26 protein-coding genes are annotated in these 25,184 nt (G+C 57.2%); 13 read left to right on the forward strand and 13 right to left on the reverse strand.

Features of this window, described 5'->3' with window-relative positions:
• Positions 1-25: 25 nt before the first annotated feature.
• The 3 genes from lon to ACR0FG_RS06555 form a co-directional block, all read right to left on the reverse strand.
• On the reverse strand, positions 26-2,437 hold the full coding sequence (lon, locus tag ACR0FG_RS06545) for an endopeptidase La (protein WP_480891250.1): 2,412 nt from the start codon (positions 2,435-2,437) through the stop codon (positions 26-28).
• A 200-nt stretch (positions 2,438-2,637) separates the two neighbouring features.
• A complete protein-coding gene (gene tgt / locus ACR0FG_RS06550) occupies positions 2,638-3,771 on the reverse strand; it encodes a tRNA guanosine(34) transglycosylase Tgt (RefSeq protein WP_480891253.1) in 1,134 nt (377 codons plus the stop codon).
• 65 nt (positions 3,772-3,836) lie between these two features.
• Positions 3,837-4,748 (reverse strand): nucleoside hydrolase, encoded by a 912-nt coding sequence (locus ACR0FG_RS06555; RefSeq protein ID WP_480891256.1) that lies wholly within the window; start codon positions 4,746-4,748, stop codon positions 3,837-3,839.
• Positions 4,749-4,923: 175 nt separating this feature from the next.
• On the opposite strand from ACR0FG_RS06555, the gene ACR0FG_RS06560 reads away from it, so the two are divergent.
• The 3 genes from ACR0FG_RS06560 to ACR0FG_RS06570 all read left to right on the forward strand — a co-directional run bounded on the left by ACR0FG_RS06560 (position 4,924) and on the right by ACR0FG_RS06570 (position 6,550).
• On the forward strand, positions 4,924-5,814 hold the full coding sequence (locus tag ACR0FG_RS06560; protein WP_170711397.1) for an SPFH domain-containing protein: 891 nt from the start codon (positions 4,924-4,926) through the stop codon (positions 5,812-5,814).
• Positions 5,814-6,092, forward strand: coding sequence for an NfeD family protein (locus ACR0FG_RS06565; RefSeq protein ID WP_170711396.1), 279 nt, complete (start codon positions 5,814-5,816; stop codon positions 6,090-6,092). The genes ACR0FG_RS06560 and ACR0FG_RS06565 overlap by 1 nt, the downstream gene beginning before the upstream one ends.
• A gap of 95 nt (positions 6,093-6,187) precedes the next feature.
• Entirely contained in the window at positions 6,188-6,550 is a 363-nt protein-coding gene (locus tag ACR0FG_RS06570; RefSeq protein ID WP_170711395.1) for an SUF system Fe-S cluster assembly protein, read from the forward strand.
• Between the two features lie 210 nt (positions 6,551-6,760).
• On the opposite strand, the gene ACR0FG_RS06575 is transcribed toward ACR0FG_RS06570, so the two are convergent.
• Positions 6,761-7,096, reverse strand: a complete 336-nt coding sequence (locus ACR0FG_RS06575; protein WP_480891260.1) for a hypothetical protein — start codon at positions 7,094-7,096, stop codon at positions 6,761-6,763.
• Between the two features lie 178 nt (positions 7,097-7,274).
• On the opposite strand from ACR0FG_RS06575, the gene ACR0FG_RS06580 reads away from it, so the two are divergent.
• Together ACR0FG_RS06580 and tpiA are read left to right on the forward strand one after the other, a co-directional pair.
• A complete protein-coding gene (locus tag ACR0FG_RS06580) occupies positions 7,275-7,634 on the forward strand; it encodes a HesB/IscA family protein (protein WP_170711394.1) in 360 nt (119 codons plus the stop codon).
• A gap of 226 nt (positions 7,635-7,860) precedes the next feature.
• The gene (tpiA, locus tag ACR0FG_RS06585; RefSeq protein WP_480891263.1) at positions 7,861-8,610 is read left to right on the forward strand and encodes a triose-phosphate isomerase; all 750 of its coding nucleotides are present in this window, start codon (positions 7,861-7,863) and stop codon (positions 8,608-8,610) included.
• A gap of 7 nt (positions 8,611-8,617) precedes the next feature.
• Here the strand turns inward: tpiA and ACR0FG_RS06590 are convergent, their stop codons facing one another.
• From ACR0FG_RS06590 to ACR0FG_RS06615, 6 genes are all read right to left on the reverse strand, one after another.
• Positions 8,618-8,929 (reverse strand): DMT family transporter, encoded by a 312-nt coding sequence (locus ACR0FG_RS06590; protein ID WP_170711392.1) that lies wholly within the window; start codon positions 8,927-8,929, stop codon positions 8,618-8,620.
• A 156-nt stretch (positions 8,930-9,085) separates the two neighbouring features.
• The gene (locus ACR0FG_RS06595; protein WP_480891266.1) at positions 9,086-10,462 is read right to left on the reverse strand and encodes a TRAP transporter large permease; all 1,377 of its coding nucleotides are present in this window, start codon (positions 10,460-10,462) and stop codon (positions 9,086-9,088) included.
• A complete protein-coding gene (locus ACR0FG_RS06600; protein ID WP_170711390.1) occupies positions 10,462-11,139 on the reverse strand; it encodes a TRAP transporter small permease in 678 nt (225 codons plus the stop codon). The genes ACR0FG_RS06595 and ACR0FG_RS06600 overlap by 1 nt, the downstream gene beginning before the upstream one ends.
• Positions 11,140-11,253: 114 nt before the next feature.
• On the reverse strand, positions 11,254-12,255 hold the full coding sequence (locus tag ACR0FG_RS06605; protein ID WP_170711389.1) for a DctP family TRAP transporter solute-binding subunit: 1,002 nt from the start codon (positions 12,253-12,255) through the stop codon (positions 11,254-11,256).
• A gap of 342 nt (positions 12,256-12,597) precedes the next feature.
• Complete coding sequence (locus tag ACR0FG_RS06610; protein WP_480891268.1) at positions 12,598-13,827, reverse strand: sigma-54-dependent transcriptional regulator; 1,230 nt, start codon at positions 13,825-13,827, stop codon at positions 12,598-12,600.
• Positions 13,824-15,557: a sensor histidine kinase gene (locus ACR0FG_RS06615; protein WP_480891270.1), complete on the reverse strand. Its 1,734-nt coding sequence runs from the start codon at positions 15,555-15,557 to the stop codon at positions 13,824-13,826. The genes ACR0FG_RS06610 and ACR0FG_RS06615 overlap by 4 nt, the downstream gene beginning before the upstream one ends.
• Positions 15,558-15,604: 47 nt before the next feature.
• Here ACR0FG_RS06615 and ACR0FG_RS06620 point away from each other — a divergent pair, with 47 nt between their 5' ends.
• Entirely contained in the window at positions 15,605-16,786 is a 1,182-nt protein-coding gene (locus tag ACR0FG_RS06620) for a cytochrome P450 (protein ID WP_480891497.1), read from the forward strand.
• Position 16,787: 1 nt separating this feature from the next.
• Here ACR0FG_RS06620 and ACR0FG_RS06625 read toward each other — a convergent pair whose 3' ends face one another.
• Positions 16,788-17,267 carry an Lrp/AsnC family transcriptional regulator gene (locus ACR0FG_RS06625; protein WP_170711385.1) on the reverse strand — a complete coding sequence of 160 codons (480 nt, stop codon included), beginning with the start codon at positions 17,265-17,267 and terminating at the stop codon, positions 16,788-16,790.
• Positions 17,268-17,412: 145 nt separating this feature from the next.
• Here ACR0FG_RS06625 and cobA point away from each other — a divergent pair, with 145 nt between their 5' ends.
• From cobA to infC, 7 genes are all read left to right on the forward strand, one after another.
• Positions 17,413-18,189 carry a uroporphyrinogen-III C-methyltransferase gene (gene cobA / locus ACR0FG_RS06630; RefSeq protein ID WP_480891273.1) on the forward strand — a complete coding sequence of 259 codons (777 nt, stop codon included), beginning with the start codon at positions 17,413-17,415 and terminating at the stop codon, positions 18,187-18,189.
• Complete coding sequence (locus ACR0FG_RS06635; protein ID WP_170711383.1) at positions 18,189-18,503, forward strand: DUF2849 domain-containing protein; 315 nt, start codon at positions 18,189-18,191, stop codon at positions 18,501-18,503. The genes cobA and ACR0FG_RS06635 overlap by 1 nt, the downstream gene beginning before the upstream one ends.
• A gap of 63 nt (positions 18,504-18,566) precedes the next feature.
• Entirely contained in the window at positions 18,567-20,231 is a 1,665-nt protein-coding gene (locus ACR0FG_RS06640; protein WP_480891276.1) for a nitrite/sulfite reductase, read from the forward strand.
• Positions 20,221-20,982 (forward strand): phosphoadenylyl-sulfate reductase, encoded by a 762-nt coding sequence (locus ACR0FG_RS06645; protein WP_480891278.1) that lies wholly within the window; start codon positions 20,221-20,223, stop codon positions 20,980-20,982. Before ACR0FG_RS06640 ends, ACR0FG_RS06645 begins: the two co-directional genes overlap by 11 nt.
• Complete coding sequence (locus ACR0FG_RS06650) at positions 20,979-21,386, forward strand: DUF934 domain-containing protein (protein ID WP_480891281.1); 408 nt, start codon at positions 20,979-20,981, stop codon at positions 21,384-21,386. The genes ACR0FG_RS06645 and ACR0FG_RS06650 overlap by 4 nt, the downstream gene beginning before the upstream one ends.
• A 107-nt stretch (positions 21,387-21,493) precedes the next feature.
• On the forward strand, positions 21,494-22,324 hold the full coding sequence (locus ACR0FG_RS06655; protein WP_170711615.1) for a ferredoxin--NADP reductase: 831 nt from the start codon (positions 21,494-21,496) through the stop codon (positions 22,322-22,324).
• A 246-nt stretch (positions 22,325-22,570) separates the two neighbouring features.
• Entirely contained in the window at positions 22,571-23,032 is a 462-nt protein-coding gene (gene infC, locus ACR0FG_RS06660; RefSeq protein WP_480504410.1) for a translation initiation factor IF-3, read from the forward strand.
• 55 nt (positions 23,033-23,087) lie between these two features.
• Here infC and ACR0FG_RS06665 read toward each other — a convergent pair whose 3' ends face one another.
• Both ACR0FG_RS06665 and ACR0FG_RS06670 read right to left on the reverse strand, forming a co-directional pair.
• On the reverse strand, positions 23,088-24,404 hold the full coding sequence (locus ACR0FG_RS06665) for an aspartate aminotransferase family protein (protein WP_480891283.1): 1,317 nt from the start codon (positions 24,402-24,404) through the stop codon (positions 23,088-23,090).
• The gene (locus ACR0FG_RS06670; RefSeq protein ID WP_480891286.1) at positions 24,401-25,180 is read right to left on the reverse strand and encodes a beta-keto acid cleavage family enzyme; all 780 of its coding nucleotides are present in this window, start codon (positions 25,178-25,180) and stop codon (positions 24,401-24,403) included. The genes ACR0FG_RS06665 and ACR0FG_RS06670 overlap by 4 nt, the downstream gene beginning before the upstream one ends.
• Positions 25,181-25,184 lie beyond the last annotated feature (4 nt).

Raw genomic sequence — 25,184 nt, forward strand, 5'->3', positions numbered from 1 at the left:
CCTTCGCTGTTTTCATTACGCAAAATCAGTGTGCGGTGGCTGAACGCCCCGCTGCGTCCGAGGACGCAGCTGCAGCTGCGGCGGCTGCCTCTTCCGCGGCTTCATCCCATTCAATCGGCTCAGGCTTACGGACCAGTGCTTGTTCCAGAACTTCCGAGACATGCTTGACCGCAATGATCTCAAGCCCGTCCTTCACGTTGTCCGGGATATCTGCCAGATCCTTTTCATTCTCTTCCGGGATCAGCACTGTTTTGATACCGCCGCGCAGCGCCGCCAGCAGCTTTTCTTTCAGCCCGCCAATCGGCATTGCGTTCCCGCGCAAAGACACCTCGCCTGTCATGGCGATATCCTTGCGTACCGGAATGCCTGTCAGGACCGAAACAATCGACGTCACCATCGCCAAACCGGCACTTGGGCCGTCCTTGGGCGTCGCACCGTCTGGCACGTGCACGTGGATGTCGATCTTGTCAAACTGCGGTGGCTTCACCCCGATCTTCGGGGAAATTGACCGAACATAAGACGACGCCGCATCGATGGATTCTTTCATCACATCGCCCAGCTTACCGGTGGTCTTCATCCGACCTTTGCCCGGCAGTTTCAGCGCCTCGATATGCAGCAGATCGCCACCCACTGACGTCCAGGCGAGCCCGGTGACGACACCAACCTGATCATCCTGTTCAGCCAGACCATAGCGGAACTTCGGAACGCCCAGGAATTCATCAAGATTTTCTGGCGTAACTTCAACGGTTTCCGCCTCTTTCTTGATAATCTTGGTTAGCGACTTCCGCGCCACCTTTGCAATCTCACGCTCAAGGTTCCGCACGCCCGCCTCGCGGGTATAAGTGCGGATGATCTTTTGCAGTGCTTCATCGGCCAGTTCAAATTCCTTGGCTTTCAGGCCATGGTTCTTGATCTGCTTGCCGATCAGGTGCTGCTTGGCAATCTCGCTCTTTTCCTCTTCGGTGTAACCGGCCAGCGGAATGATTTCCATCCGGTCCAGCAGAGGCCCGGGCATGTTGTAGCTGTTAGATGTGGTCAGGAACATCACGTTCGAAAGGTCATATTCGACCTCAAGATAGTGATCCATGAACGTGTTGTTCTGCTCCGGGTCCAACACCTCAAGCATCGCCGAAGCCGGATCGCCACGGAAATCCTGCCCCATCTTGTCGATTTCATCGAGCAGGATGAGCGGATTCGTGGTTTTTGCCTTTTTCAGCGCCTGAATGATCTTGCCAGGCATCGAACCGATATAGGTCCGACGGTGGCCCCTGATCTCGGATTCGTCGCGCACACCACCAAGCGAAATGCGAATGAATTCGCGCCCCGTGGCTTTAGCAACCGACTTACCCAACGAAGTTTTACCAACACCCGGAGGGCCAACAAGGCACAAGATCGGGCCTTTCAGCTTTTTCGAGCGTTGCTGAACCGCCAGATATTCAACAATGCGTTCCTTGACTTTCTCAAGCCCATAATGATCCGCATCCAGAATGTCCTGCGCCCGGCCCAGATCCTTTTTGACACGGGATTTCGTGCCCCAAGGCAGCGCCAGAATCCAATCCAGATAGTTGCGCACAACCGTGGCCTCAGCCGACATGGGCGACATGTTCTTGAGCTTCTTCAGCTCGCCTTCCGCCTTTTCACGCGCCTCTTTTGACAGCTTGGTCTCGTTGATCTTGGCTTCCAATTCGGCAACTTCGTTGCTGCCGTCTTCGCCATCACCAAGTTCCTTCTGAATGGCCTTCATCTGCTCATTCAGATAATACTCGCGCTGGGTCTTCTCCATCTGGGTTTTGACACGGGTCTTGATCTTTTTTTCGACCTGCAGGACTGACATTTCGCCCTGCATCAGACCATAGACCTTCTCAAGCCGCTCACTGACTGAAAGCGTCTCAAGCAGTTCCTGCTTTTGCTCGACCTCGATGCCCAGATGCCCTGAAACCAGATCGGCCAGCTTTGCCGGTTCGGTGGTTTCATCAACAGCAGTCAGCGCTTCTTCGGGAATGTTCTTGCGCACTTTGGCATAGCGTTCGAACTCATCCGCGACGGTGCGCAACAGCGCTTCGGTCGTGGTCACGTCACCAGGGATCTCGGTCAGATACTCGGCGCGCGCTTCAAAGAAATCTTCGTTTTCAAGGAATTCCGTGATCTGCACCCGCGCCTGTCCTTCAACAAGCACTTTAACAGTACCGTCAGGCAGTTTCAGCAGTTGCAGAACATTGGCCAGTACGCCCGAGCGGTAGATACCGTCGATTTCCGGATCATCGACGCCGGGGTCAATCTGGCTGGACAACAGAATTTGCTTGTCATCCTGCATCACCTCTTCCAGCGCGCGGACCGATTTGTCACGGCCTACGAACAGCGGCACGATCATATGCGGAAACACCACAATATCGCGCAGCGGCAGGACGGGGTATGAGGAATTCAGAGGCTCTTGCATGCTCAATCCTTATCATTGGCAAGACGGCTCTGGTCCCTCATCAAGGCAACCCCCGGCCGTCTCCTGTCTTGGACGGTTAAGGTGGGGCGGTCTGCACCGCTTTTCAACCTCACCATCATACGTCGTGAGTTAGAATGACCCGACGTCTGACCGACTGCAAGGCGTCCCGCAAACATATCCACCGATTTTCGAAAAAAGTCCTAAGACAAGGGCTCAATATCGCCCTGCGCCCGCTGCGCATGAAAATCTGCCTGCCATGCATCGAACGTACCAGCGGTGATCGCTTCGCGCATACCCTGCATGATGTCCTGAAAGTAGTGCAGGTTGTGCCAGGTCAGCAGCATTCCCGAGATCATCTCGTTCGCGCGGAACACATGGTGCAGATAGGCGCGTGAATAATTCGAACAGGCCGGGCAATTGCATTTCTCATCCAACGGGCGCGGATCATCTGCGTGACGCGCGTTTTTGATGTTCACCACCCCGTGACGGGTAAACACCTGCCCGGTCCTGCCTGACCGTGACGGCAAAACGCAGTCCATCATGTCTATGCCGCGCGCCACAGCGCCCACGATATCATCGGGCTTGCCGACCCCCATCAGATAACGCGGCTTGTCCGCTGGCAGAAGGTCCGGGGCATAGTTGAGGCAATCGAACATGGCTTCCTGTCCCTCGCCCACGGCGAGACCGCCGACGGCATAGCCTTCAAAACCGATGGCTTTTAAGGCCTCGGCGCTTTCTTCGCGCAGGTCTTTTTCCAGCCCGCCCTGCATGATGCCAAACAAGGCATGGCCAGGCCGGTCGCCAAACGCGTCGCGAGAACGCTCAGCCCACCGCATCGACAGACGCATGGAACTGGCAATTCGGTCCCGGTCAGCGGGAAGTGCAGGACATTCGTCGAAACACATCACGATATCCGAGCCCAGAAGGCGCTGGATTTCCATTGACCGCTCCGGTGTCAATTCGTGTTTGGACCCATCGATATGAGACTTGAAGGTCACGCCTCTTTCAGTCAGCTTGCGCAGCCCCGCGAGCGACATGACCTGAAATCCACCAGAATCCGTCAGGATCGGGCGTTCCCAGTTCATGAATTTATGCAGTCCGCCCAGCCGGTCGATCCGTTCGGCGGTGGGACGCAGCATCAGGTGATAGGTGTTGCCCAAAAGGATATCCGCCCCGGTGGCGCGCACGCTTTCTGGCATCATCGCTTTGACCGTGGCCGCCGTGCCCACAGGCATAAAGGCGGGTGTACGAACCTCGCCCCTTGGCGTCTGGATCACGCCAGTACGCGCTTTGCCGTCAGTGGCTTTCAGGTCAAACGAGAAACGGTCAGTCATAGTGTGGCGCCTCGGGTCGCGGAAACGGGCAGCATTTGCCTGATCTGACCCTGCTTTGCAACCCGTCAGGGCAAGGTCATGACACGTTGAGTAAACAGATCGACGACGCCTGCCCCATCGACATCGCGGCACACCCGGATTGGCGGAAGCTGAGCGTCAGGGACGGTCTGGCCTGCCTTTGGCCCGTCCAGAACAACGCGCAAACCGGTTTCGACGGTGTCGAACATGTGCTCATGGCTGCACGCGATCACCGCAGTGGAATCGTGCAAACCGCAGCCATCTTCGCCTGCGACTTCTTGATAGAACCGCAGATAGAACTCCGAAATATCGCGCAAGAACCCTCCGATCCGGGGTGAGCGGCGAGACAACGCATCAAAATCCGCGGCCCGGTACAAGGTCTGCAAGGTGACATCCAGACCAACCAAAACCGTTTCAGGCGGGTTTTCAAACACCGCTTGAGCAGCCAGCGGATCATGGTGAATGTTGGCCTCGGCGTATTCGGTGATGTTGCCTTTGCAGAAAACGGCCCCACCCATAATCACCAATCGACCCAGATTTGAGGAAAACTCAGGATCCAGGCGAATGGCATTCGCGATGTTTGTTAAGGGGCCGACGGCGCAGACAACCAACTCGTCTTTGTGTTGACGCGCCATATCCACCAGAAACTCGGCAGCGGGCTGATGATGGTTCTGTCCAAGGTCCGAGATTTCGGTCACATCGCCAAACCCTTCCGGGCCATGAACATGGATCGAGGGGTCATGGCCGTCCCTGCCCCAAGCCCAGTTCGCACCTTGCGCAACCGGCACCGAGTGGCTCAACTTGTTCAACAGAAACCGGGCGTTGCGACTGGATTGATGGATCAGCGTGTTGCCAAACACAGTGGTCAGGCCAATCAGGTCCATCTCGGGTGCGGCTGCCGCGTAGGCGATCGCCATTGCGTCGTCAATTCCGGGGTCAGTATCAATAATCAGCTTCATCCCAGCCCGATACCGCACTCGGAGCGGGATGCAAAGCGGCCACAGCATAGAAAATACCGTTGATATAATCGATTTCAAAGATTTGCATCCCAGCCCGCTCAATCCATACCAGAGTTGAAAAGCGACGACTCAATCCCCATATGTATACCATCGTACACAATAATAGAGGACAGAAATGACCGAAGACCAGATTATCGGCCTGCTTACTTCAAATATCATTTACCTGTTGGCGGCTGCCTTTATCATCGCCATTATTTTCAAAGGCATAAAGATAGTTCCTCAGTCAGAAAAATACGTGGTTGAACGGTTCGGGCGCTTGCATTCGGTGCTAGGCCCAGGCATCAACTTTATCGTTCCTTTTCTGGATGTTGCGCGACACAAGATATCTATTCTTGAACGTCAGCTTCCTAATGCGACACAAGATGCTATCACCAAGGACAACGTGCTGGTTCAAATCGACACCTCGGTGTTCTACCGCATCCTGGAACCGGAAAAGACCGTGTATCGTATCCGCGACGTCGATGGCGCTATTGCCACCACGGTAGCTGGCATTGTGCGTGCAGAAATCGGCAAGATGGATCTGGACGAAGTACAGTCGAACCGCGCTCAACTAATTGAACGCATTCAGGAAAGTGTTGAAACTGCAGTGGATGACTGGGGCATCGAAGTAACCCGTGCCGAGATTCTGGACGTGAACCTCGACCAGGCGACGCGCGACGCAATGCTGCAGCAGCTGAACGCCGAGCGTGCCCGCCGTGCCCAAGTGACCGAAGCCGAAGGTCAGAAGCGCGCCGTTGAGCTGGCGGCTGACGCCGAACTGTACGCAGCCGAACAAACCGCTAAAGCCCGCCGGATTCAGGCAGAGGCCGAGGCATATGCCACCGGTGTCGTCGCGGCGGCCATTCAAGACAACGGCATTGAGGCTGCGCAGTATCAGGTAGCGTTGAAACAGGTTGAGTCGCTGAATGCCTTGGGCACGGGCTCGGGATCGCAGACCATCGTGGTGCCGGCAAACGCGCTGGAAGCATTCGGTAATGCCTTTAACATGCTGAAAGGAAGCAAATAATGGCCGACCCGTTCTGGCTGACATGGTGGATCTGGCTGGCAGCGGCTTTGGTGCTGGCCGTTCTTGAGACCGTCCTGCCCGGGTTTATCTTGCTGGGCTTCGCGATCGGGGCCGCCGTTACCGGGATCATATTGTTGATCCCGGGATTGGCCCCGCCCGTATCAGTATTGCTGCTGATCTTCGCAGCGCTTTCACTGATTGCGTGGTTATGTCTGCGCCGGATGTTTGCCTTGCCGCACGGACAGGTGAAAACATTCAACCACGACATTAACGAATGACCCTGCTTTGGCGCCCGTAATCGGGCGCCACGCCTACTGGACGCTGCACATCTCTTTCCCTATATAATTCGTCAGGTAACAGACCCGAGGCATCTATGACCCACCCCAGCGAACAGCTTGAAGGCAGCCCGTTGATCGCGCCGTCAACTATCGAGCATCCCTTGTACGAATCTGTCGTAGATGCCTGCCGGACGGTCTATGACCCTGAAATTCCGGTGAATATTTATGATCTTGGCCTGATCTACACGATCGACATCACGGCTGAAAACGCCGTCAAAGTCATCATGACACTGACAGCACCCGGATGCCCTGTGGCTGGCGAAATGCCGGGCTGGATTGTCGAAGCGATCGAGCCTGTGGCCGGTATCAAAGAGGTCGACGTGGAACTGACGTGGGAGCCCCCGTGGGGCATGGAAATGATGTCTGACGAAGCCCGCCTTGAGCTGGGTTTCATGTAGACCCTGCGGCACCAACATACTCACATATTCGTCATAAAACGGTATTCTGTGCGTTACGAAACTGTTGCGGGTTTGTCATATCTGCAGGCGATAAATGCATCGCGCGCTAATGCAAATTTGGCGCAACTTATCGCGCAGAACTGCCGTCCCCCGGAAGTTTCGATCAATCCGGTCCGCCCTTGCCCGAGGGCGGTCCGGGCATCAGGACATTTATTTCACATTACAGGTCGATCTGATTTCCGCAGCGCGCTCGTCCAATTGCTTGACGTAGTCACCTGATAGCATTTCAAGCCGCTTGTTCTCGGTTCCAGTGACCAATCCCAAAAGAGCACCAGCAGGCAAGATTGAAACAACACTTTCAACCTGTTGATCCTGCGCATGTTTTTTCTCGGCAGCGATGGCGCGAAGATCACCCTCGGCCGTGGCGCAATTGACGGGATGGCGTTCGGTCTCGGCCGCTGTGGGCCGTGCCTGACCCAAACACGCCAATCCGATCACCAACGCCAATGACAGTTTGACCGGGCTCGAAACTCTAGATGTGCTCATTTCGCGACGCCTTTCCGTTCAAAGTTTTTCAGGTCTGAGAGCAGCTAAATCCATATGCAGAGCTTACGCAAGCCGGACCAAACGCCCCGTTTGTCATATCTGCGTGTCTGCTGCGTCTTGAGCCTGCCCCCTATCGGCCCTAAATTAGAGTCAACGCGTGAAAAATCCGGAGTCGTTTATGTTTGGCATTCCCGGCAAACAGGCCGTGACCATGACACCCAAAGCTGCCGAACAGATCGTTCGCTTGATGCAATCGGGCGGCCATGCAGGGCTGCGCATCGGCGTCAAGAAGGGCGGTTGCGCAGGCATGGAATACACAATGGATTATGTCGACCAACCTGAACCGAATGATGAGGTGGTTGAACAGGACGGTGCGCGGGTCATTATCGCTCCGATGGCGCAGATGTTCCTGTTCGGCACGGAAATCGACTACGAAGTGTCGCTGCTGGAATCAGGTTTCAAATTCCGCAATCCCAACGTGGTTGACGCCTGCGGTTGCGGAGAGTCGATCAAATTCGACGAAAATCTCCCTCACTAGGGCAAGTGCCGTAGGTATGCCCGGCCCTTATAATTGACCGTCAGCAATCCGGCCTTACCCTTGTAGGCGCCGGACGGTTTCGAAAGGCTAATGCACACACTCGGCGGCGGCCGTTTCTTATGACCTGTATCTGTCGGTCTTTCTTATATGCGCAAGCGGAATTGTAAGCATCCAAATGGGGTGATAACTGAACCCTCAGACAGTACGGAATGCGGAGGGATATTTGATGCGGCGTAAACTTGCAGCGGGCAACTGGAAGATGAACGGCACCGGGGCTGCTCTGAGCGAATTGAGCGCACTGTCCGCCACGCATCCCAACCCTTCTATAGATCTGCTGATCTGCCCCCCAGCCACGCTGCTACACAGGGCCGCCGAAACGGTCAACGCCACCGACCTTTCCATCGGGGGCCAGGATTGTCACGCTCAGGCAACGGGCGCGCATACCGGTGACGTGAGTGCCGAAATGCTCAAAGATGCCGGGGCCGAATACGTTATCCTCGGGCATTCCGAGCGGCGTCAGGATCATGGCGAGCTTGATGAAGATGTCAGGGCCAAGGCTCGTGCGGCAATGGATACCGGTTTGACCGCGATCATCTGTGTTGGTGAAAGCCTTGAACAGCGCGAAGCCGCGAATACGCTGGATATTATCGGCGGGCAGATGTCCGGGTCCATTCCCGATCAGTCGACCGGAGAAAACCTTGTGGTGGCTTACGAGCCGATCTGGGCCATCGGAACCGGCAAGGTACCGACGCTGGACCAGATCGGAGAGGTTCACGATTTCATGCGTGCCCGTCTGGAACGCCGCTTTGGCGAAGGTGTGGGCCGCTCGGTCCGGTTGCTGTATGGGGGTTCGGTGAAACCGAGCAACGCGGCTGAAATCTTTGCTGTTTCGAACGTAGACGGCGCGTTGGTTGGCGGTGCCAGCCTGAAGGCGGCTGATTTTTCGGGGATTGTTCAGGCGCTCGAAAACGCCTGAACGGTTATCACGCCAGTTTCATGGTGACCAGTCCGGCAACGATCAGGGCTGCCGCAAAGACGCGTGTGGCAGTCATGGCCTCGCCCAGAAAGGTGATACCGACCAGAAACGCCCCCACCGCGCCGATACCTGTCCAGATGACATAGGCGGTGCCAAGGGGCAGATCCCGCATTGCCAGCGCAAGCAACGCGAAAGAACCGACCATCGAAATACCCATCACCGCCGTCGGCCACAGACGCGTGAACCCCGCGGATTGTTTCATGGCGACCGCCCAGATGATTTCAAGAAGACCGGCAAAAAGAAGGAAAATCCAAGCCATTGAGGACCCTCATACCTGTCGGGCCGTCCCGAATGATCAACCATGATGGCGAGGTCGTCCTCTGGTCTTGAGGTAAGCGCTATCTAGCGCATTACAAGCCTAAACAGAAAAACCGGGCGGATTGCGCCGCCCGGTCCTGATGCTCGATAAGTTGTTCTAGTTGGTTATGATCTCTGGCCCCATAAACGTATTGGGCAAGAAGGTCGAAATCCATGGAATGTACGTCACCATGATCAGGAAGACGAACAGCACGGCCAGGAAAGGCAGGGCTGCACGAACAACGCCCATCATCGGCATACCGGCAACGCCCGAGGTCACGAACAGGTTCAGGCCGACCGGAGGCGTGATCATCCCGATCTCCATGTTGACCACCATGATGATACCCAGATGGATCGGATCGATGCCCAGCTCGATGGCAATCGGGAACACCAGCGGCGCAACGATGACCAGCAGGCCCGAGGGCTCCATGAACTGACCGCCGATCAGCAGGATCACGTTGACCACGATCAGGAAGGTCACCGGCCCCAGACCCGCCGAGAGCATGGCGCTGGCGATGTGCTGGGGTACCTGCTCGTCCGTAAGGACGTGTTTCAGGATCAGCGCGTTGGCGATCACGAACAGCAGTGTGACGGTCAGCTTGCCTGCCTCGAACAGCGTGTGCTTGGTGTCCGGGTGGAAGAAGGCCGTGACCAGCGCATAGGGTTTCTTCATCAGCGGCAGGTTCGGTGTACCCTCTTCGGTGCTGAGCGGCCCCATGTCCTTGTAGACAAAGCTTGCGATCAGGAAGGCGTAGACGGCAGCCACAGCGGCGGCCTCGGTCGGGGTGAAGATACCTCCGTAGATACCACCAAGAATGATGACGATCAGGAACAGACCCCAACCGGCTTCGCGCGCCGAGGTGAAGATTTCGCCCCAACCCTTCCAGTCGCCTTTGGGCAGGTTTTTGACCTTGGCCATGACGTAGATCGTTATCATCAGCATCAGACCGGCCATCAGGCCGGGAATGACCCCAGCAAGGAACATACGCCCGACCGAGACCTCAACGGCGGCGGCGTAGACGACCATCACGATGGATGGCGGGATCAGGATGCCCAGCGTACCCGCGTTACAGATCACACCTGCGGCGAATTCCTTGGAGTAGCCCACCTGGCGCATCCCGGCGATGACGATCGAACCGATGGCAACCACAGTGGCCGGAGACGACCCCGACAGCGCGGCAAACAGCATACAGGCAAACACACCCGCAATCGCCAGACCGCCGGGCAGATGCCCCACGCAGGCAATCGAGAACCGGATGATCCGACGTGCCACCCCGCCCGTCGTCATGAAGGACGAGGCCAGAATGAAGAACGGGATCGCCAGCAGGGTAAAGTGCCCCTCGAACGCTTCGAACAGGGTGCCAGCGACTGAGGCCAAAGAGCTGTCGGAATAGATCAGCAGGAACAGGGTCGAGCTAAGGCCGAGTGCTACAGCAATCGGAACACCGATCAGCAGCAGGCCAATGACCATCGAGAATAGAAGTACAACGTCCATCAGTCATGCATCCCTTGCTGAGCGCGGACTTCTTCGATCTCGTCCTCGACTTCGTGGCTGGCGACAAGGCGGTCGGTTTCGCCGCGCCAGATTTGAACGGCAACTTGCGAAAAGCGGATCACCAGCAGCACCATCGACACCGGCAGCACTAGATAGGGCACCACTTTGGGCAACTTTTCGTACCCCTCGCCATAGTTGATCATGTCTTCCAGAAAGCGCAGCGGCGCGACCATGGGAATGTCGTCGACCTCATAGAAACTCTGGCTGCGCGCACCGGTATCGAACCCGGTTGGGAACCAGCGACCCGAGGTGGGCGGCAGATCCGCAAACACGGCCCAATAGTCATAGGACCCTTTCAGCAGAAGCAACGAGAATACCAGACAGCACGCCACAGCAATCAGCGCCAGAATACGACGCGGTGCCGGGGCAAGCATATTCAGGATTGCATCCACACCCAGATGCGCGTGTTTCTTCACCGCATAAGAGGCCCCCAGAAGCACCAGCCAGCCAAAGGTGAATACCGTCAACTCTAGCGCCCACAGGATGTTGGAATTAAAGACAAACCGCGCAATCACGTTGGCAAAGGTGACAACTGTCATCACCCCCAACAGCAGCGCGATCATCGTCTCTTCGATATGATCAACCAGCCCGCCCTGGCCGGATTTCGCACCAGACATCTCTCTGTCCCCGCATTTTTGTGATGAGAGTAAAGGGTTGGCGGGCCTTAGAGCGGCCCGCCGGCCTGCGCGTCGATAACTCCCCAGTCCCGCGACGCGCGGCCTGGACCGGAATCAGAACCCGGCGTTGATGGCCTGTGCGGCGTCGATCTTGTCCTGACCTACGTCGTCGGCGAATTTGTCCCAGACGGGTTTCATCGCATCAACCCAAGCCTGACGCTGTTCAGGGTTCAGGTCACGAATGATCCCGCCCGCATCGGTGATCGAGGCTTTGGCCGCTTCGTTCACTGCAAAGGCTTCTTTGTTCCGGGTCTCGGTTACCTCGGACAGGATCGTCAGGAACTGATCGCGCACTTCCGGATCAAGGCTGTCCAGCCAGTCTACGGAAGTCACGACCAGATAGTCGATGATGCCGTGGTTGGTTTCGGTGATACCATCCTGCACCTCAAAGAACTTCTTGCCATAGATGTTCGACCAGGTGTTCTCCTGCCCGTCCACAACACCCTGCTGCAGCGCGCCGTAGACTTCCGAGAACGCCATCTTCTGTGGGCTGCCACCAATGGCCTCCATCTGCGCAACCAGCACGTCCGAGGACTGTACACGGAACTTCAGACCATCCGCATCGGAAGGATCGACAAGAGGTTTGTTCGCCGACATCTGCTTCATACCGTTGTGCCAGAAAGCCAGACCTTGAAGGCCGCGGCGCTGCATGCTGTCTTTCATCGCCTGACCAGCGTCCGAGGCCTGGAACGCATCCACAGCTTCGATGTTCTTGAACATGAATGGCAGGTCAAACAGGCGGAACTGCTTGGTGAACTTCTCGAACTTCGAAAGCGATGGGGCGGCCAGTTGCACGTCGCCTTGCAGCATCGCCTCAAGAACTTTGTCGTCGTTATAAAGCGTTGAGTTCGGATAGACCTCGACACACATCACGCCCTGCATCTCGTCATTGACGCGCTGTTCCAGCAGCGAGGCGGCGATGCCTTTGGGGTGTTTGTCGGTGTTGGTCACATGCGCGAACTTGACGACGATCTCGCCATCATCGCACGCGGCAAACCCTGCGGTTGCCGTGACGGACAGAGCCAACGCAGTAGCGGCTGTTGTCAGGAATTTCATTTGTCTTCTCCTCCCAGACTTCTGTGAATTCGCAATAGAACGCTGTTGCAGCGAACATTGAGCGCAGTGAACCGAATCGGCGCTCGCGGCTCAACGATTTGTTTCCGGACAATTCGTTCCGCATTTTCCTTTTTATAAATATATAGTTACACTTCGTTCGCGGGAAATCCGGCGCTGACTTTGCATATCCCGTGCGAAAATCCGCACAGCAAGTTTTGCTCTTGTGCGAAATTCCGCACACTTGCCGAATCACTAATCCGAATCGCAACCTCCGCCCACCTTGGCCGGCTGCAGGGCCCAACGGCACACTGCATATCTATGCGATGGAGCTGGCAGAGGCGCTTACCGCCGGTAGTCCTCTGGGCGGATATGATAGCGCGCCAGCTTGTCGTAGAAAGTCTTTCGCGGCAGTTTCAGAGCCTTGGCAGCTTCTGACGCTTTGCCGCTATACCGACCCAGCGCCGCGATAAGCAAAGCTCGCTCAACGCTGGCCATCTGCTCGCTCAGGCCAAGCTCGGCAGTTGCTGCAGCCTCTTCGGGCATTCCAAGAACAAAGCGCATTGCGGCCGACATCAAAGAGCGGGCATTGCCCGGCCAGTCCTGCGCCATCAGCGCAGCCAGATGGTCCGGGGTAATCTCAGGAGTCGCGATCCCTGCCTGTTCTGCGGCCTGCGCGACATAGTGACGAAAGATCACGGGTATATCCTCGGGCCGCTCCGCCAGAGACGGGATGTGTACCCGCATGACGTCGAGCCGATAGAATAGATCAGCATTAAATGCCCCGCTTTGGGATAATGCCGCCAAATCTGCGGTTGAACCGGCAATGATTCGCGCCGGCGCCCCTTTTTCGATTACATCCAAGGCCGCGTATTGCGTGGCATCGGGCATCGCTGAAACCTCGTCAAGAAACAACGATCCGCCTGACGCGTCTTCACAACTTTGAACCAAGTCATCTGTCGATAGGCTTGCAGCAGGCCGCTTCACAAACGGCCCCTGCGCATCGGGCGACATCAGGTGAACCACCTCGGCCACTTTGGAAATCCCGCTGCCAACCGGTCCAGTCACCAGAACCTCGGCCCGGGTGGGCGCGACCGAGCGTACGCGATTGCGCAGATCATCCGCTTTTTGAGACAGACCAAACAGCAATCGCGCCGCCGGATCCCCGCGCTCCAACTCGCGCTTTTGTCGGCGAGTGGCCAGTACTTCGGCACGCGCGGTCTGAGCAGCTTCGAGGACCAACAAAAGATCTTCGGCCGCGCAGGGCTTTTCCAGAAAGTCAAAAGCGCCCTGCCCCATTGCCTGAACGGCCATTGGAACGTCACCCTCACCTGTCAGCAAAATCACGGGCAATTCAGGGTCAATCTCGCAGGCGTAGTTCAACAGGTGAAATCCGTCGCGGCCCGGCATCCGAATGTCTGATACGACGACACCATCAAAATCGCGGCGGATGTGATCCTTGGCCGCAACAAACGATCCAGCGGTCACGGGTTCATAATCGGCAAGTTCAAGCGTCTGAGCCAACGCCTCGCGAACCGCCGCGTCGTCATCAACCAAAAGCACTTTGCAGATCATGCGGCCTTTTCCTTGGAATAGGGATCAAGTTCGACAGTGAACTCGGCACCATCTGGCGTGTTTGTCCCGCGAATATCACCCCCAAAGCTTTGCACCAGCCCATATGAAATTGACAGGCCCAGCCCCATCCCTTCGGAGCTGCCGACGGTCTTCGTGGTGTAGAACGGCTCGAACACTTTTTCCGGATCTTCAATACCCGGGCCTGTGTCGCGGACTGTCACCTTGGGCCGCCCCTCGGCGTCCAGCAGGATCGTCACGCGCGCATCAGGTTGCCCCGCCATCGCATCCGCCGCATTGCTGATCAGATTGACAAATACCTGAACCAGACGAACTTCACCGCCCCAAACCCAAACCGCAGTATCAGGCGGCGTCCAGTCCAGCGCTACCCCCCCAGAACTCAGGCGGGTCTGCGTGAGTTCTGCCGCAGTGTTGAGCACCTGAACAAGGTCCACGCGTCCCATGGGCTCACTTTCGTTTCGCGCAAAGGCGCGCAGGTTCTTGATAATCCGGGCCATACGTGCCGCCATATCTGAAATCCGGCCCAGATTTTCCCCCGCCTTGTCCCCATTTCCGCGTTCCAGAAACGCAGATCCGTTATCGGCGAACTGGCGTATCGCCATCAGTGGCTGATTCAGTTCGTGGCTGATGCCGGCAGACATCTTCCCAAGTGCGCTCAGCTTACCCGCTTGAACCAACTCTGCTTGCGCTTGCCGCAGCGCAGCCTCGGCCTCTTGCCGCTCGGCCACTTCGCGGCGCAGGGCCGAGTTCGCCGCTGTCAGAGCGCGCGTACGTTGTGCAACGCGGCTTTCCAGTACCGTGTTGGCCTGAGCCAAAGTCCGTCGACGTTCGGTCGCCAGAAACAGAAACGCGCCAAATGCCAGGCAGATCGCGGCTACTGCGGCGGCCTGCAAAGTCGCCAAACGCCGGGCTGGGGCGACATCCACCAGAACCTCGGCCACCATTTCGATCACTGGCAGGTCAAGCGTCAAATGCAGCGCGCGGCGCGGCAAATATCGCCCCCAGTTCAACTGCCACAGCTCATGTTCGCCGACCCGGACCGACGCGAAATCTACAGGCTCGCCTGACGGAGGCGTAAGGCCCAGTTGTCCGTCCGCGCGGTGCCAGAACAGCAAGTCGGACCGGTTCGAGATAAAGACCACCCCGTCTGCATCGACAAAGAATACTGCCTCGGTACTGCCCCGCCAAGTCTGTTCCACATCCTGCACATCGGCAATCACCATCAGCGCACCCCGGATTTCGCCTGTGGGGCCAAAGGCCGGAGCGGCGTAGGAATAGGTCCGGTCGCCGCCGTCTGTTACAACGCCCCGCGCGCTGCCCAGAGCGCCCTGCATCGCCCGGCGAAACGCGGGATGTGCCGCCATGCTTTGCTGTGCGGTGGGTTGCGCCGAGGTCAGAACGCGGCCGCTGGCATCCAGATACACTATGTTGACCGCAGCGGTTTTATCCGCCACGTCCAGCAGCATCGACTGCGCAGCCTGCCGTTGCGCGCTGGTATCAAGCGATTGCAAAACCGGGTGGTCGGCCATCAGCACCGCCAGTTCCTGATACACCTGCATTTGCGTGGTCAACCGGTCAGCGGCCAGTTCAAGATCAGCCTCGGCCTTTTCGCTAAGCGGTGACAGGGCCTGTCGGTATCCATAGGTCCAGACCCCGACCGACAACAGCGCGACCGCGCAGAGAAAACCAACGATGACCAATATCCGTTGCATATCCTAGGGTCTTGCATTCGACGCGCGCCATGGCAAGTGTGCAGCGCATGAAGACGCTGATGCAATCCCCGACCGACCCTGCCTTTGTTCAGAACCCCTATCCTTTTTACGACACAGCCCGCCAGCATGGCGATCTGTTCCGGTGGGAGGACTACAACAAGGTTGCCGCCGTTTCACATCGGGCGGTTCACAGTTTGCTGCGAGATCGGAGGTTCGGCCGAGAAATTCCGCCTGAACTGGCCACAAATGGACCCGACCACCTTGCACCCTGGCTGGCGGTCGAGGCGCATTCGATGCTCGAACTGGAACCGCCCCGTCACACTCGATTGCGCTCGTTGGTTCTGCGTGCCTTCACCTCGCGTGCGATTTCAGCATTGGCACCTGAAATCGAAAGCCTTTGCCATGCGTTGATCGATGATTTTCCGAACACGCCATTCGAGCTTCTGTTGGCCTATTGTACGCAAGTTCCGGTGATTACCATCTGTCGCCTGCTGGGCGTTCCTGAAGAAATGGCCCCCCATCTTCTTAGCTGGTCGCATGACATGGTTGCCATGTATCAATCAGGCTGCACGCGCGAGACAGAAGATGCTGCAGCCAAGGCATCCGGTGAGTTTACCGAGTTTCTGACCACCTATATCGACCGACGCCGCACAGATCCGCGCGACGATTTGATCACGCGCCTTATTCAGGCCGAAGAGGATGGTGAGAAACTGAACCGAGATGAGTTGATCTCGACCTGTATCCTGCTGCTGAACGCCGGGCACGAAGCAACGGTGCACAGCCTTGGCAATGGCGTGAAGACCCTCCTTGGCTCTGATGTGAACCCAAACATCTTTGCTGAGGCCACCATCGACAAAACAGTCGAGGAAATCCTTCGCTACGATCCGCCGCTGCATATGTTCACGCGGTATGCATATGAAAAGGTCGAAATCTTCGGGCATCAGTTCAAACGCGGCGACGAGGTGGCCTTGCTGCTGGGCGCAGCAAATCGCGATCCGGCGGTCTGGTCGGACCCCAATATGTTCGACCCGACCCGCGACATCGCCGCAAACACAAGCTTTGGCGCAGGTTTGCATTTCTGCGTCGGCGCCCCCTTGGCACGACTTGAAATGCGCATCGCGCTGCCAATACTCTTTGAACGGTGCCCTGCTTTGCGACTGACTGAAAAGCCTTGCTGTTCAGATAGCTACCATTTCCATGGCCTAAGGCAGCTGATGGTTCAGGCCTAGATTACTCATCGCCCAATTCAGAAAGCGGCAGCATTGTCGTCGACTTGATCTCTTCCATCGAAAGCAACGCAGTAACGTTGTGGACGCGAACTTCGGAAATCAATTTTTGATAGAACGCATCATAAGCCCGCGCGTTCTTGACCCGAACCTTGAGGATATAATCGATATCGCCTGCCAAGCGGTGTGCTTCCTGCACTTCAGGCCGATCACGCAAAGCCTTGAGAAAGCGCCGCTGCCAATCGGCCTCGTGCTCGGATGTGCGGATCAGCACAAAGAATGTGGCTTCAAATCCTAGCGCTTCGGCATCCAGCAAAACGGTCTGCTGACCAATGATTCCTGCACTTTTTAGCTTGCGGATCCGATTCCAGACCGGGGTCTTTGAACTGCCTACCCGTGCTGCAATTTCGTCCAGTGACTGGCTTGCATCCTGTTGAAGCTCAGCCAGAATTTTCCGGTCTGTGGCGTCTATTCGCACCGACATTCCAATTTCCTTCTCGTTTCGAAACTCACGTTCCAAACACATCCGGTTTTGGAACGTTTGTCCTTATTTGTGCGGCGATATGGCGTTTTGGTGGGAATATTTCCTATATTGAGACCCAAGTCAAACCGAACCCAAGAGCAACTGAATGCAGCTTTCGAAGACCATAGGTGAAACCGGACATGTCGACTTTGTCGGCGCTGGTCCCGGCGATCCGGAATTGCTGACCCTCAAAGCGCTCCGCGCGTTTGAGCAGGCTGATGTCGTGCTGCATGACCGCCTGATCAGCGATGAGGTGCTGGCAATTGCAGGCAAGAGTGCGACGCTTGTCGATGTAGGGAAAGCTGGGTTTGGTCCATCCTGGAAACAAAGCGACATTGACGCATTGTTGGTTGAATTCGCCTTGAAGGGTCAGCGCATCGTGCGCCTGAAATCTGGTGATCCGACAGTATTTGGGCGACTGGATGAAGAAATCGAAGCGGTTGAAGAGGCAGGCATCTCATGGCGCATTGTGCCAGGCATTACCGCCGCCTCTGCCGCGGTTGCCGGCATTGGTCAAAGCCTGACCCGACGTGGTCGCAACAGCTCGGTCCGGTTTCTGACCGGGCACGACATGAAGGGGTTTGCGGATCACGACTGGTCTGCACTGGCACGACCCGGATCAGTGGCCGCCATCTATATGGGCAAGAAATCTGCCCGGTTCATTCAGGGCCGCCTGATCATGCACGGTGCAGATCGTGCAACACCTGTGACACTGGTTGAAAACGCCTCGCGCCCTGATCAGCGTGTTTTGGCAACGACTCTCGACCGCCTGCCTACAGATCTGGCTGATGCCGAACTGACTGGCCCTTCCCTGACATTTTATGGCCTTGCCCCGCGCGATGCGGCTGGGGCCCTGACCGATTTCAATAAGGAGCTTGCCTGATGGCCCGCGCATTTACCCCTAAAGTCGTCACCGCCAACGATCTGCTGGAAGGTGACGTGATCTATCAGACCGAAGACGATCGCTGGTCGCGTGATCTATCCGAGGCTGAATTGATCACTGACGAAGCCCATGCGCAGGTTCGCTTGCTGGACGCCGCGCGTCAGGCCAGCAAAATCGTGGGGGCCTATCTGGCCGATGCGGTTGCTGGTGAAAACGGCCCTGAACCCACCCATTTCCGGGAAGACTTCCGCCGGACTGGTCCGTCCAACTATGCCCACGGCAAACAGGAATCTTCCCCGCAGCCCCGGGCCTGACCTCTGGCCCATTCCTCTCCCCAAAAGGCCCCGGCTCGGGGCTGCAACTAAGGACAGCTAGACATGTATCGCTACTCCGAGTTCGACACGGCCTTTCTGGCAGAACGCAACGCGCAGTTCCGTGCACAGGTTGAGCGTCGTATCGACGGCTCTCTAACCGAGGATGAGTTCAAACCCTTCCGTCTGATGAACGGCCTGTATCTTCAGTTGCACGCCTATATGCTGCGGGTTGCCATCCCCTATGGCACGCTGTCCAGCGCGCAGATGCGCCAACTGGCACTGCTGGCCGAGAAGTGGGACAAGGGCTATGGCCACTTCACGACCCGTCAGAACATCCAGTACAACTGGCCGAAACTGAACGACGTGCCGGATATGCTGGACGCGCTGGCAGAGGTTGGAATGCACGCCATCCAGACCTCGGGCAACACCATCCGCAACGTGACCGCCGACCATTTTGCCGGTGCCGCCGCCGATGAGGTCGCCGATCCGCGCCCCTATGCCGAGCTGCTGCGCCAGTGGTCGACCGACCACCCGGAATTCCAGTTCATGCCGCGCAAGTTCAAAATCGCGATCACCGGCAGCGAAAATGACCGCGCCGTGATCAAAGCCCATGACATCGGCCTGCAACTGGTCGAGCGTGACGGCGTGCTGGGCGCCCGCGTTATCGTGGGTGGCGGTCTGGGCCGTACGCCGATGATCGGCAAAGAGCTGTCGGATTTCGTCGCCTTTGACGATCTGCTGGCCTATCTCGAAGCCACCGTTTCCGTCTGGAACCAGATCGGTCGCCGCGACAACAAGTACAAGGCGCGCATCAAGATCACCGTGCATGAACACGGCATCGACGCCATCCGCGCCAAGGTTAATGAGCGTTTCCTGCAGGTTCGCCCGCAGTTCAAAGGCGCCGACATGGCGTTGCTTGAGGAAATCAAAGCGCATTTCGCTGCACCCGATTTCCGTCAGGGCTCGGTCGCGTCCTTTGAAAGCGCCTATACCAACGATCCGGTCTTCCGGTCGTGGGTCGATACCAACATCGCTCCGCACAAAAATGCGGACCACGCGATTGTTACGATCTCGATCAAAAAGCACGGCGCAACACCGGGTGACGCGACGGCAGAACAGATGCGTGTGATGGCCGATCTGGCCGAAGAGTTCGCCTATGACGAGCTGCGCATCAGCCACGAGCAGAACGTGATCCTGCCGCATGTCCACAAATCGGACCTGCCCGCGATCCACGCCAAGCTGAAAGAGTACGAACTGGCTACCGCCAATATCGGCCTGATCAGCGACATCATCGCCTGCCCCGGCATGGATTATTGCGCGCTGGCAACTGCCCGCTCGATCCCGGTTGCCCAGCAGATCGCAACCCGATTTGACGAGTTGAAGCTGGAGCACGATATCGGCCACCTGAAGATCAAGATCTCGGGCTGCATCAACGCATGTGGTCACCACCACGTTGGACACATCGGCATTCTGGGTCTTGATCGCGCAGGCGTCGAAAACTACCAGATCACTCTGGGCGGCGACGGCACGGAAACGGCAGCCATTGGCGACCGCACCGGGCCGGGTTTCGCTTATGATGAGATTGTTCCTGCTATCGAACGCATCGTCGATACCTATCTGAACGTTCGCGAAAGCGCCGAAGAGGAATTCCTGCAAACCTATCGCCGCGTCGGCATGGCCCCGTTCAAAGCGGCCCTCTACCCCGAGGCGCAGGCCAATGCCGCTTGATCTGATCCAGACGGAACTGGGCAAAGATCGCAGCGCGTTGACCGAAAAGGTCGAGGCGCTGAATGCCCGGTTCCGCCACCACAGCGCCCACGACGTCATGCACGGCGCGCTGGAAGAGGTCGAGCAGCTTGCTCTGGTCTCAAGCTTTGGCGCGGAATCGGTTGTATTGCTGCACATGGCTGCGGTGGTGGACAAGGCCACACCGGTCCTGTTCGTGGACACGCAGATGCTGTTCACCGAAACGCTGGAATACCAGCATGAGGTCAGCGAGCGTCTGGGCCTGACGAATGTGCGTATTATCCGCGCCCAGGATGAAGACCTTGATCGGGACGACCCCTATGGCGCGCTGCATCTGAGTGATACAGACGCCTGCTGCAACCTGCGCAAAACCTTTCCGCTGCAGCGGGCTCTGACAGGGTATTGTGGCTGGATATCAGGCCGCAAACGGTTTCAGTCCGGCACCCGCGCTGCGCTCGAGTTCTTTGAGGTCGAGGACGGTACCGGCAGGATCAAGGTCAATCCGCTGGCCCATTGGGCACCCGAGGATGTGCGTGCCTATATGGAAGAAAACAACCTGCCCCGGCATCCGCTGGTGGCCAAAGGATACCCTTCGATCGGCTGCGCGCCCTGCACCTCGCCGGTCAAAGAGGGCGAAGACCCACGCGCCGGGCGCTGGCGCGATCAGAACAAGGAAGAATGCGGCATCCATTTTGTCGATGGCAAAATGGTGCGCGCCGGAGAGAAAACATGAACGTAATCGTAACGGATGAGGGGTTCTCCCCTGATGACTGGACCGACGGCTATGTCACGCTGGACGATGCCGCCAATGACGTGGTTGCGCTGGATATTGCCTCGGACACCGACCCGGATGAGCTAGCGGAACGCTTGGGCAGCGCGCAAATGGTCCGCGTTGACTTTCCGTCCTCGGCAGACGGGCGCGGCTTTACCATCGCGCGGGTTCTGCGCCTGAAAGGCTATACCGGTCGCCTGCGTGCAAGGGGCCATGTATTGGCCGACCAATACGCCATGGCCCGCCGCAGCGGCTTTGACGAGGTCGAGATCGATGATGCGCTGGCAGATCGTCAGCCCGAAGATCAATGGCTTGCCCGGGCCGACTGGAAGAATCACAACTACCAGGCCCGCCTGCGTGGTTAGGACTTCGCTCGCCTGCTTGTGACGCAAAGGGGGCAATCTGTCCCCTTTTCCTGACTTGGATCAACGCTTAAACGGAGATGTCGGTTTACCAGACCGGCAGTGAAACGATGACAGAGATGACACCCGTGACCGAAGCAACCGCCGTAAAGGCCCCCGTTCTGCCGGACGCCCAGACCGTGACTGACGTCAAGCACTGGACCGACAGCCTGTTTTCCTTCAAGGTCTCGCGCCCTGCCTCGCTGCGGTTCCGCTCGGGCGAGTTTGTGATGATCGGTTTGCTGGGTGACAACGGCAAACCGCTTCTGCGCGCTTATTCGATTGCCTCGCCATCTTGGGACGAAGAGCTTGAGTTCTACTCGATCAAGGTGCAGGACGGCCCGCTGACCTCGAAGCTTCAGCACATCAAGCCTGGTGATCAGATCATCCTGCGGCCCAAGCCTGTTGGCACACTGGTCCATGATGCCCTGCTGCCCGGCAAACGCCTGTGGTTCTTTGCAACCGGCACCGGTTTTGCGCCTTTTGCCTCGCTGCTGCGTGAGCCGCAGACCTATGAGGATTACGATGAAGTCATCATCACCCATACCTGCCGCGAAGTGGCCGAGTTGGAATATGGTCGCCAGTTGATTGAAGACATCCGTCAGGATGAATTGCTGGCAGAATTGATTGGTGAAGGCTTTGCCGACAAGATCCGTTACTACCCAACTACGACGCGGGAAGAGAGCCCCAAGATGGGCCGCATCACCGAACTGCTGAAAGACGGCACCGTCTTTGCCGACCTGGGTATCGACGGTATCGCACCGGAAACGGATCGCGGCATGGTCTGCGGCAGCCTTGCCTTCAACCACGACATAAAGGCGATCCTAGAAGGTTTTGGTCTGCGCGAAGGCGCAAATTCCGAGCCTAAGGAATTTGTGGTCGAAAAAGCCTTTGTTGGCTGACATGTGTCTCTGGTCGGGCGCGATGCGGCCCGACCAACACCAAAACCCCTGACAAACCCGGAATTTTCGTGTTGGCGGTTCGTTATGCCGCTTGAAACAACGCGCTGGGCGGTCTAAATTCCGGGCTCGAAATTCTGCAATCATCAAAGGAATGAACCCATAGCTCGCAGACCTCACAACGCGCCGCCGCAAAGAGACACCGGACCGCGCGTCAATGACAAAATCCGTGCCCCCGAAATCCGCCTGATTGGCGCAGACGGCGATAATGTCGGGGTGGTTCATCCCGCCAAAGCCATGCAACTTGCCGCAGATGCCGGACTTGACCTGGTCGAGATTTCGCCCAACGCGAACCCGCCGGTCTGCAAGATCATGGATTTTGGCAAGTTCAAATACGAACAGCAGAAACGCGAAAGCGAAGCCCGCAAGAAACAGAAAGTCATCGAGGTGAAAGAGGTCAAATTCCGACCCAACACCGACACGCATGACTATGACGTCAAGATGAAGAACGTCTTCAAGTTTCTGGAAAAGGGCGACAAGGTCAAAGTCACCCTGCGTTTTCGGGGCCGTGAAATGGCGCACCAAAATTTGGGCCGCGAGCTGCTGGAACGTGTGGCAGAAGACATCAAAGATCTGGGCAAGGTTGAAAACATGCCCAAGATGGAAGGTCGTCAGATGATCATGATGATCGGCCCGCTTCCACAGAAGTAAATCGATCAGATTGCAATCTGAAAGGGCTCCGTCAAATAGCAGGAGCCCTTTTTCGTCAGATCACGGCGTCCAATGCACGCTTCAACTTGACCACCAACTCATCTATCTGCGCGTCTTCGATGATGAACGGTGGTGCCAGCAAGATGTGATCGCCGTTTTTTCCATCCCGTGTCCCGGACATCGGATAGCAAATCAGACCCTCGGCCAACGCCGCCTTTTTCAAGCGTCCGGCCACGCCTTTGGCCGGGTCAAACGGTGTTCTACTATCCCGATCCGCCACAAGTTCGATGCCCCGGAACAGACCCCGACCCCGAATGTCACCCACGTTGGGATGTTGACCAAAGGTGGCCTCAAGCGCAGATTGCAACCTCTCGCCCATTACCCCTGCGCGTTCTGGCAGCATTTTTTCCGTCAATTCGGTCACAACGGCAAGAGCCGCGGCGGTTGCGACCGGATGGCCGATATATGTATGTCCGTGCTGAAAGAACCCGGACCCATCGCGGATCGCGTTATAAATTCTTGACGTGCACAACATGGCCCCGATAGGTTGATATCCTGCACCTAACCCCTTGGCGATGCAAAGAATATCCGGCGTCACGATGTCATGATCACAAGCGAACAAATGACCTGTTCGACCCATGCCGCACATGACTTCGTCCAGGATCAGCAAAACACCGTAGGTATCGCAAATCTCGCGAATACGTTTGAAGTAGCCATCAACCGCAGGAACTGCCCCCAACGTCGCCCCAACAACAGGTTCAGCCATAAAGGCCATGACGGTATCTGACCCCAAGCGCAGAATCTCGGCTTCCAGCTCATTCGCAACGCGCTGACCATAGTCAAAGCTGCTTTCTGCGTCCGGTTTTTCGGCATACTCATAGCAGGGTGCGATATGAGTCATTTCGATCAACATCGGCGCAAACTGCGCCCTGCGCCATTCGTTTCCGCCTGCTGACAATGCGCCCAGCGTATTGCCATGATAGCTTTGGCGTCGCGCGATGACGCGACGCCTTTCTGGTTGTCCGATCTCAAGGTAATACTGACGCGCCAATTTGATGGCGGCCTCTGTTGCCTCGGACCCACCCGAAACAAAATAGACCCGATCCAGTTCCCCCGGCGCATGTTCGATCAACAGATCCGCCAACGCCTCGGCCGGTTTCGACGTCATGAACCCGGTATGGGCAAAGGCGATCTGTTCGACCTGCTCTTGCACTGCACGGATCACAGCCGGGTTCGAATGCCCCAGACACGAAACCGCCGCATCCCCGCAATCAAGGAACCGGTTTCCTTGATCATCGATCAAATAACACCCGTCCCCACCCGCTGCGACGGGCAAGTTCGATTTGGTGTGACGTGGAAAAACGTGGCTCATTTCAAAGTCCCTTTCAATCCAGCGACCAATGCGGCAACCGATGCGGCGTTATCAGCCCATTGTTGACCATCAGGCGTTGTCAGACTGTTTTCAAAACCAACCCTCAGATCACCACCGCGTCGGGCAGCTTCATAAAGGCAGGCATGTTCCTGCGTTCCAAACGCGCAAACCATCCATGGTGAGTCATCGCGTGGAAAAAGATCAAGATCCGCAGGTGTCGATTCCTGCCCGGCGGCATACCGGCCCAGCACCAAAAGACGCTCAATCTGCTGAGGCCGCACAACTCCGGTCGCCGCCCAGTGGGTCAACAGACCAGCATCCTCGGCATCGTATAGGATATGCTGAACCCGCGTTCCCTGATCCGCGCACAGCGCATAGATTCGGGGCGCAAGCGCGGGCTGTCGGGCAATTTCACGAACCGAGATCGAGGCCCATTCGGGCCGCACCTGTTGCAGACAGTTAAACTGATCGGCAACGCTGAAAACACCCGCCGCTTCGGTCGTGATCTGAAGGTCCATGCCCGGTACAATCCGCTTCAGCTCGGCCATGGTTTCCAGATACCGGCCCGCATCCAGCGAATGTTGACCCATGTCATCCCGCACATGCAGGTGAAGCCCCTGTGCGCCAGCCTGGTTACACGCTTTCGCTGTCTCGACGATCTGCTCGACTGAAACCGGCAGCGCCGCATGGTCCGCAGCCCCTCGCCGCGCCCCGTTCGGCGCAACCAGAACGTATGGGTCTACAGTGTGATCTACACCATTATCAGTCTGCGTCATGTTC

The sequence above is a fragment of the Ruegeria sp. E1 genome, from assembly GCF_056534225.1.

Bases quoted from the DNA above. Each gene is read 5' to 3' on its own strand.
- ACR0FG_RS06610 (WP_480891268.1), bottom strand. From the start codon at position 13,827: ATGATCTGCAAAGTGCTTTTGGTTGATGACGACGCGGCGGTTCGCGAG.
- ACR0FG_RS06665 (WP_480891283.1), bottom strand. From the start codon at position 24,404: ATGAGCCACGTTTTTCCACGTCACACCAAATCGAACTTGCCCGTCGCA.
- ACR0FG_RS06620 (WP_480891497.1), top strand. From the start codon at position 15,605: ATGAAGACGCTGATGCAATCCCCGACCGACCCTGCCTTTGTTCAGAAC.
- ACR0FG_RS06580 (WP_170711394.1), top strand. From the start codon at position 7,275: ATGTTTGGCATTCCCGGCAAACAGGCCGTGACCATGACACCCAAAGCT.
- cobA (WP_480891273.1), top strand. From the start codon at position 17,413: ATGCAGCTTTCGAAGACCATAGGTGAAACCGGACATGTCGACTTTGTC.
- ACR0FG_RS06575 (WP_480891260.1), bottom strand. From the start codon at position 7,096: ATGAGCACATCTAGAGTTTCGAGCCCGGTCAAACTGTCATTGGCGTTG.
- lon (WP_480891250.1), bottom strand. From the start codon at position 2,437: ATGCAAGAGCCTCTGAATTCCTCATACCCCGTCCTGCCGCTGCGCGAT.
- tgt (WP_480891253.1), bottom strand. From the start codon at position 3,771: ATGACTGACCGTTTCTCGTTTGACCTGAAAGCCACTGACGGCAAAGCG.
- ACR0FG_RS06590 (WP_170711392.1), bottom strand. From the start codon at position 8,929: ATGGCTTGGATTTTCCTTCTTTTTGCCGGTCTTCTTGAAATCATCTGG.
- ACR0FG_RS06595 (WP_480891266.1), bottom strand. From the start codon at position 10,462: ATGGACGTTGTACTTCTATTCTCGATGGTCATTGGCCTGCTGCTGATC.
- ACR0FG_RS06635 (WP_170711383.1), top strand. From the start codon at position 18,189: ATGGCCCGCGCATTTACCCCTAAAGTCGTCACCGCCAACGATCTGCTG.
- ACR0FG_RS06640 (WP_480891276.1), top strand. From the start codon at position 18,567: ATGTATCGCTACTCCGAGTTCGACACGGCCTTTCTGGCAGAACGCAAC.
- ACR0FG_RS06555 (WP_480891256.1), bottom strand. From the start codon at position 4,748: ATGAAGCTGATTATTGATACTGACCCCGGAATTGACGACGCAATGGCG.
- ACR0FG_RS06655 (WP_170711615.1), top strand. From the start codon at position 21,494: ATGACAGAGATGACACCCGTGACCGAAGCAACCGCCGTAAAGGCCCCC.
- ACR0FG_RS06650 (WP_480891281.1), top strand. From the start codon at position 20,979: ATGAACGTAATCGTAACGGATGAGGGGTTCTCCCCTGATGACTGGACC.
- tpiA (WP_480891263.1), top strand. From the start codon at position 7,861: ATGCGGCGTAAACTTGCAGCGGGCAACTGGAAGATGAACGGCACCGGG.
- ACR0FG_RS06605 (WP_170711389.1), bottom strand. From the start codon at position 12,255: ATGAAATTCCTGACAACAGCCGCTACTGCGTTGGCTCTGTCCGTCACG.
- ACR0FG_RS06615 (WP_480891270.1), bottom strand. From the start codon at position 15,557: ATGCAACGGATATTGGTCATCGTTGGTTTTCTCTGCGCGGTCGCGCTG.
- ACR0FG_RS06570 (WP_170711395.1), top strand. From the start codon at position 6,188: ATGACCCACCCCAGCGAACAGCTTGAAGGCAGCCCGTTGATCGCGCCG.
- ACR0FG_RS06565 (WP_170711396.1), top strand. From the start codon at position 5,814: ATGGCCGACCCGTTCTGGCTGACATGGTGGATCTGGCTGGCAGCGGCT.
- ACR0FG_RS06625 (WP_170711385.1), bottom strand. From the start codon at position 17,267: ATGTCGGTGCGAATAGACGCCACAGACCGGAAAATTCTGGCTGAGCTT.
- ACR0FG_RS06600 (WP_170711390.1), bottom strand. From the start codon at position 11,139: ATGTCTGGTGCGAAATCCGGCCAGGGCGGGCTGGTTGATCATATCGAA.
- ACR0FG_RS06670 (WP_480891286.1), bottom strand. From the start codon at position 25,180: ATGACGCAGACTGATAATGGTGTAGATCACACTGTAGACCCATACGTT.
- ACR0FG_RS06645 (WP_480891278.1), top strand. From the start codon at position 20,221: ATGCCGCTTGATCTGATCCAGACGGAACTGGGCAAAGATCGCAGCGCG.
- ACR0FG_RS06560 (WP_170711397.1), top strand. From the start codon at position 4,924: ATGACCGAAGACCAGATTATCGGCCTGCTTACTTCAAATATCATTTAC.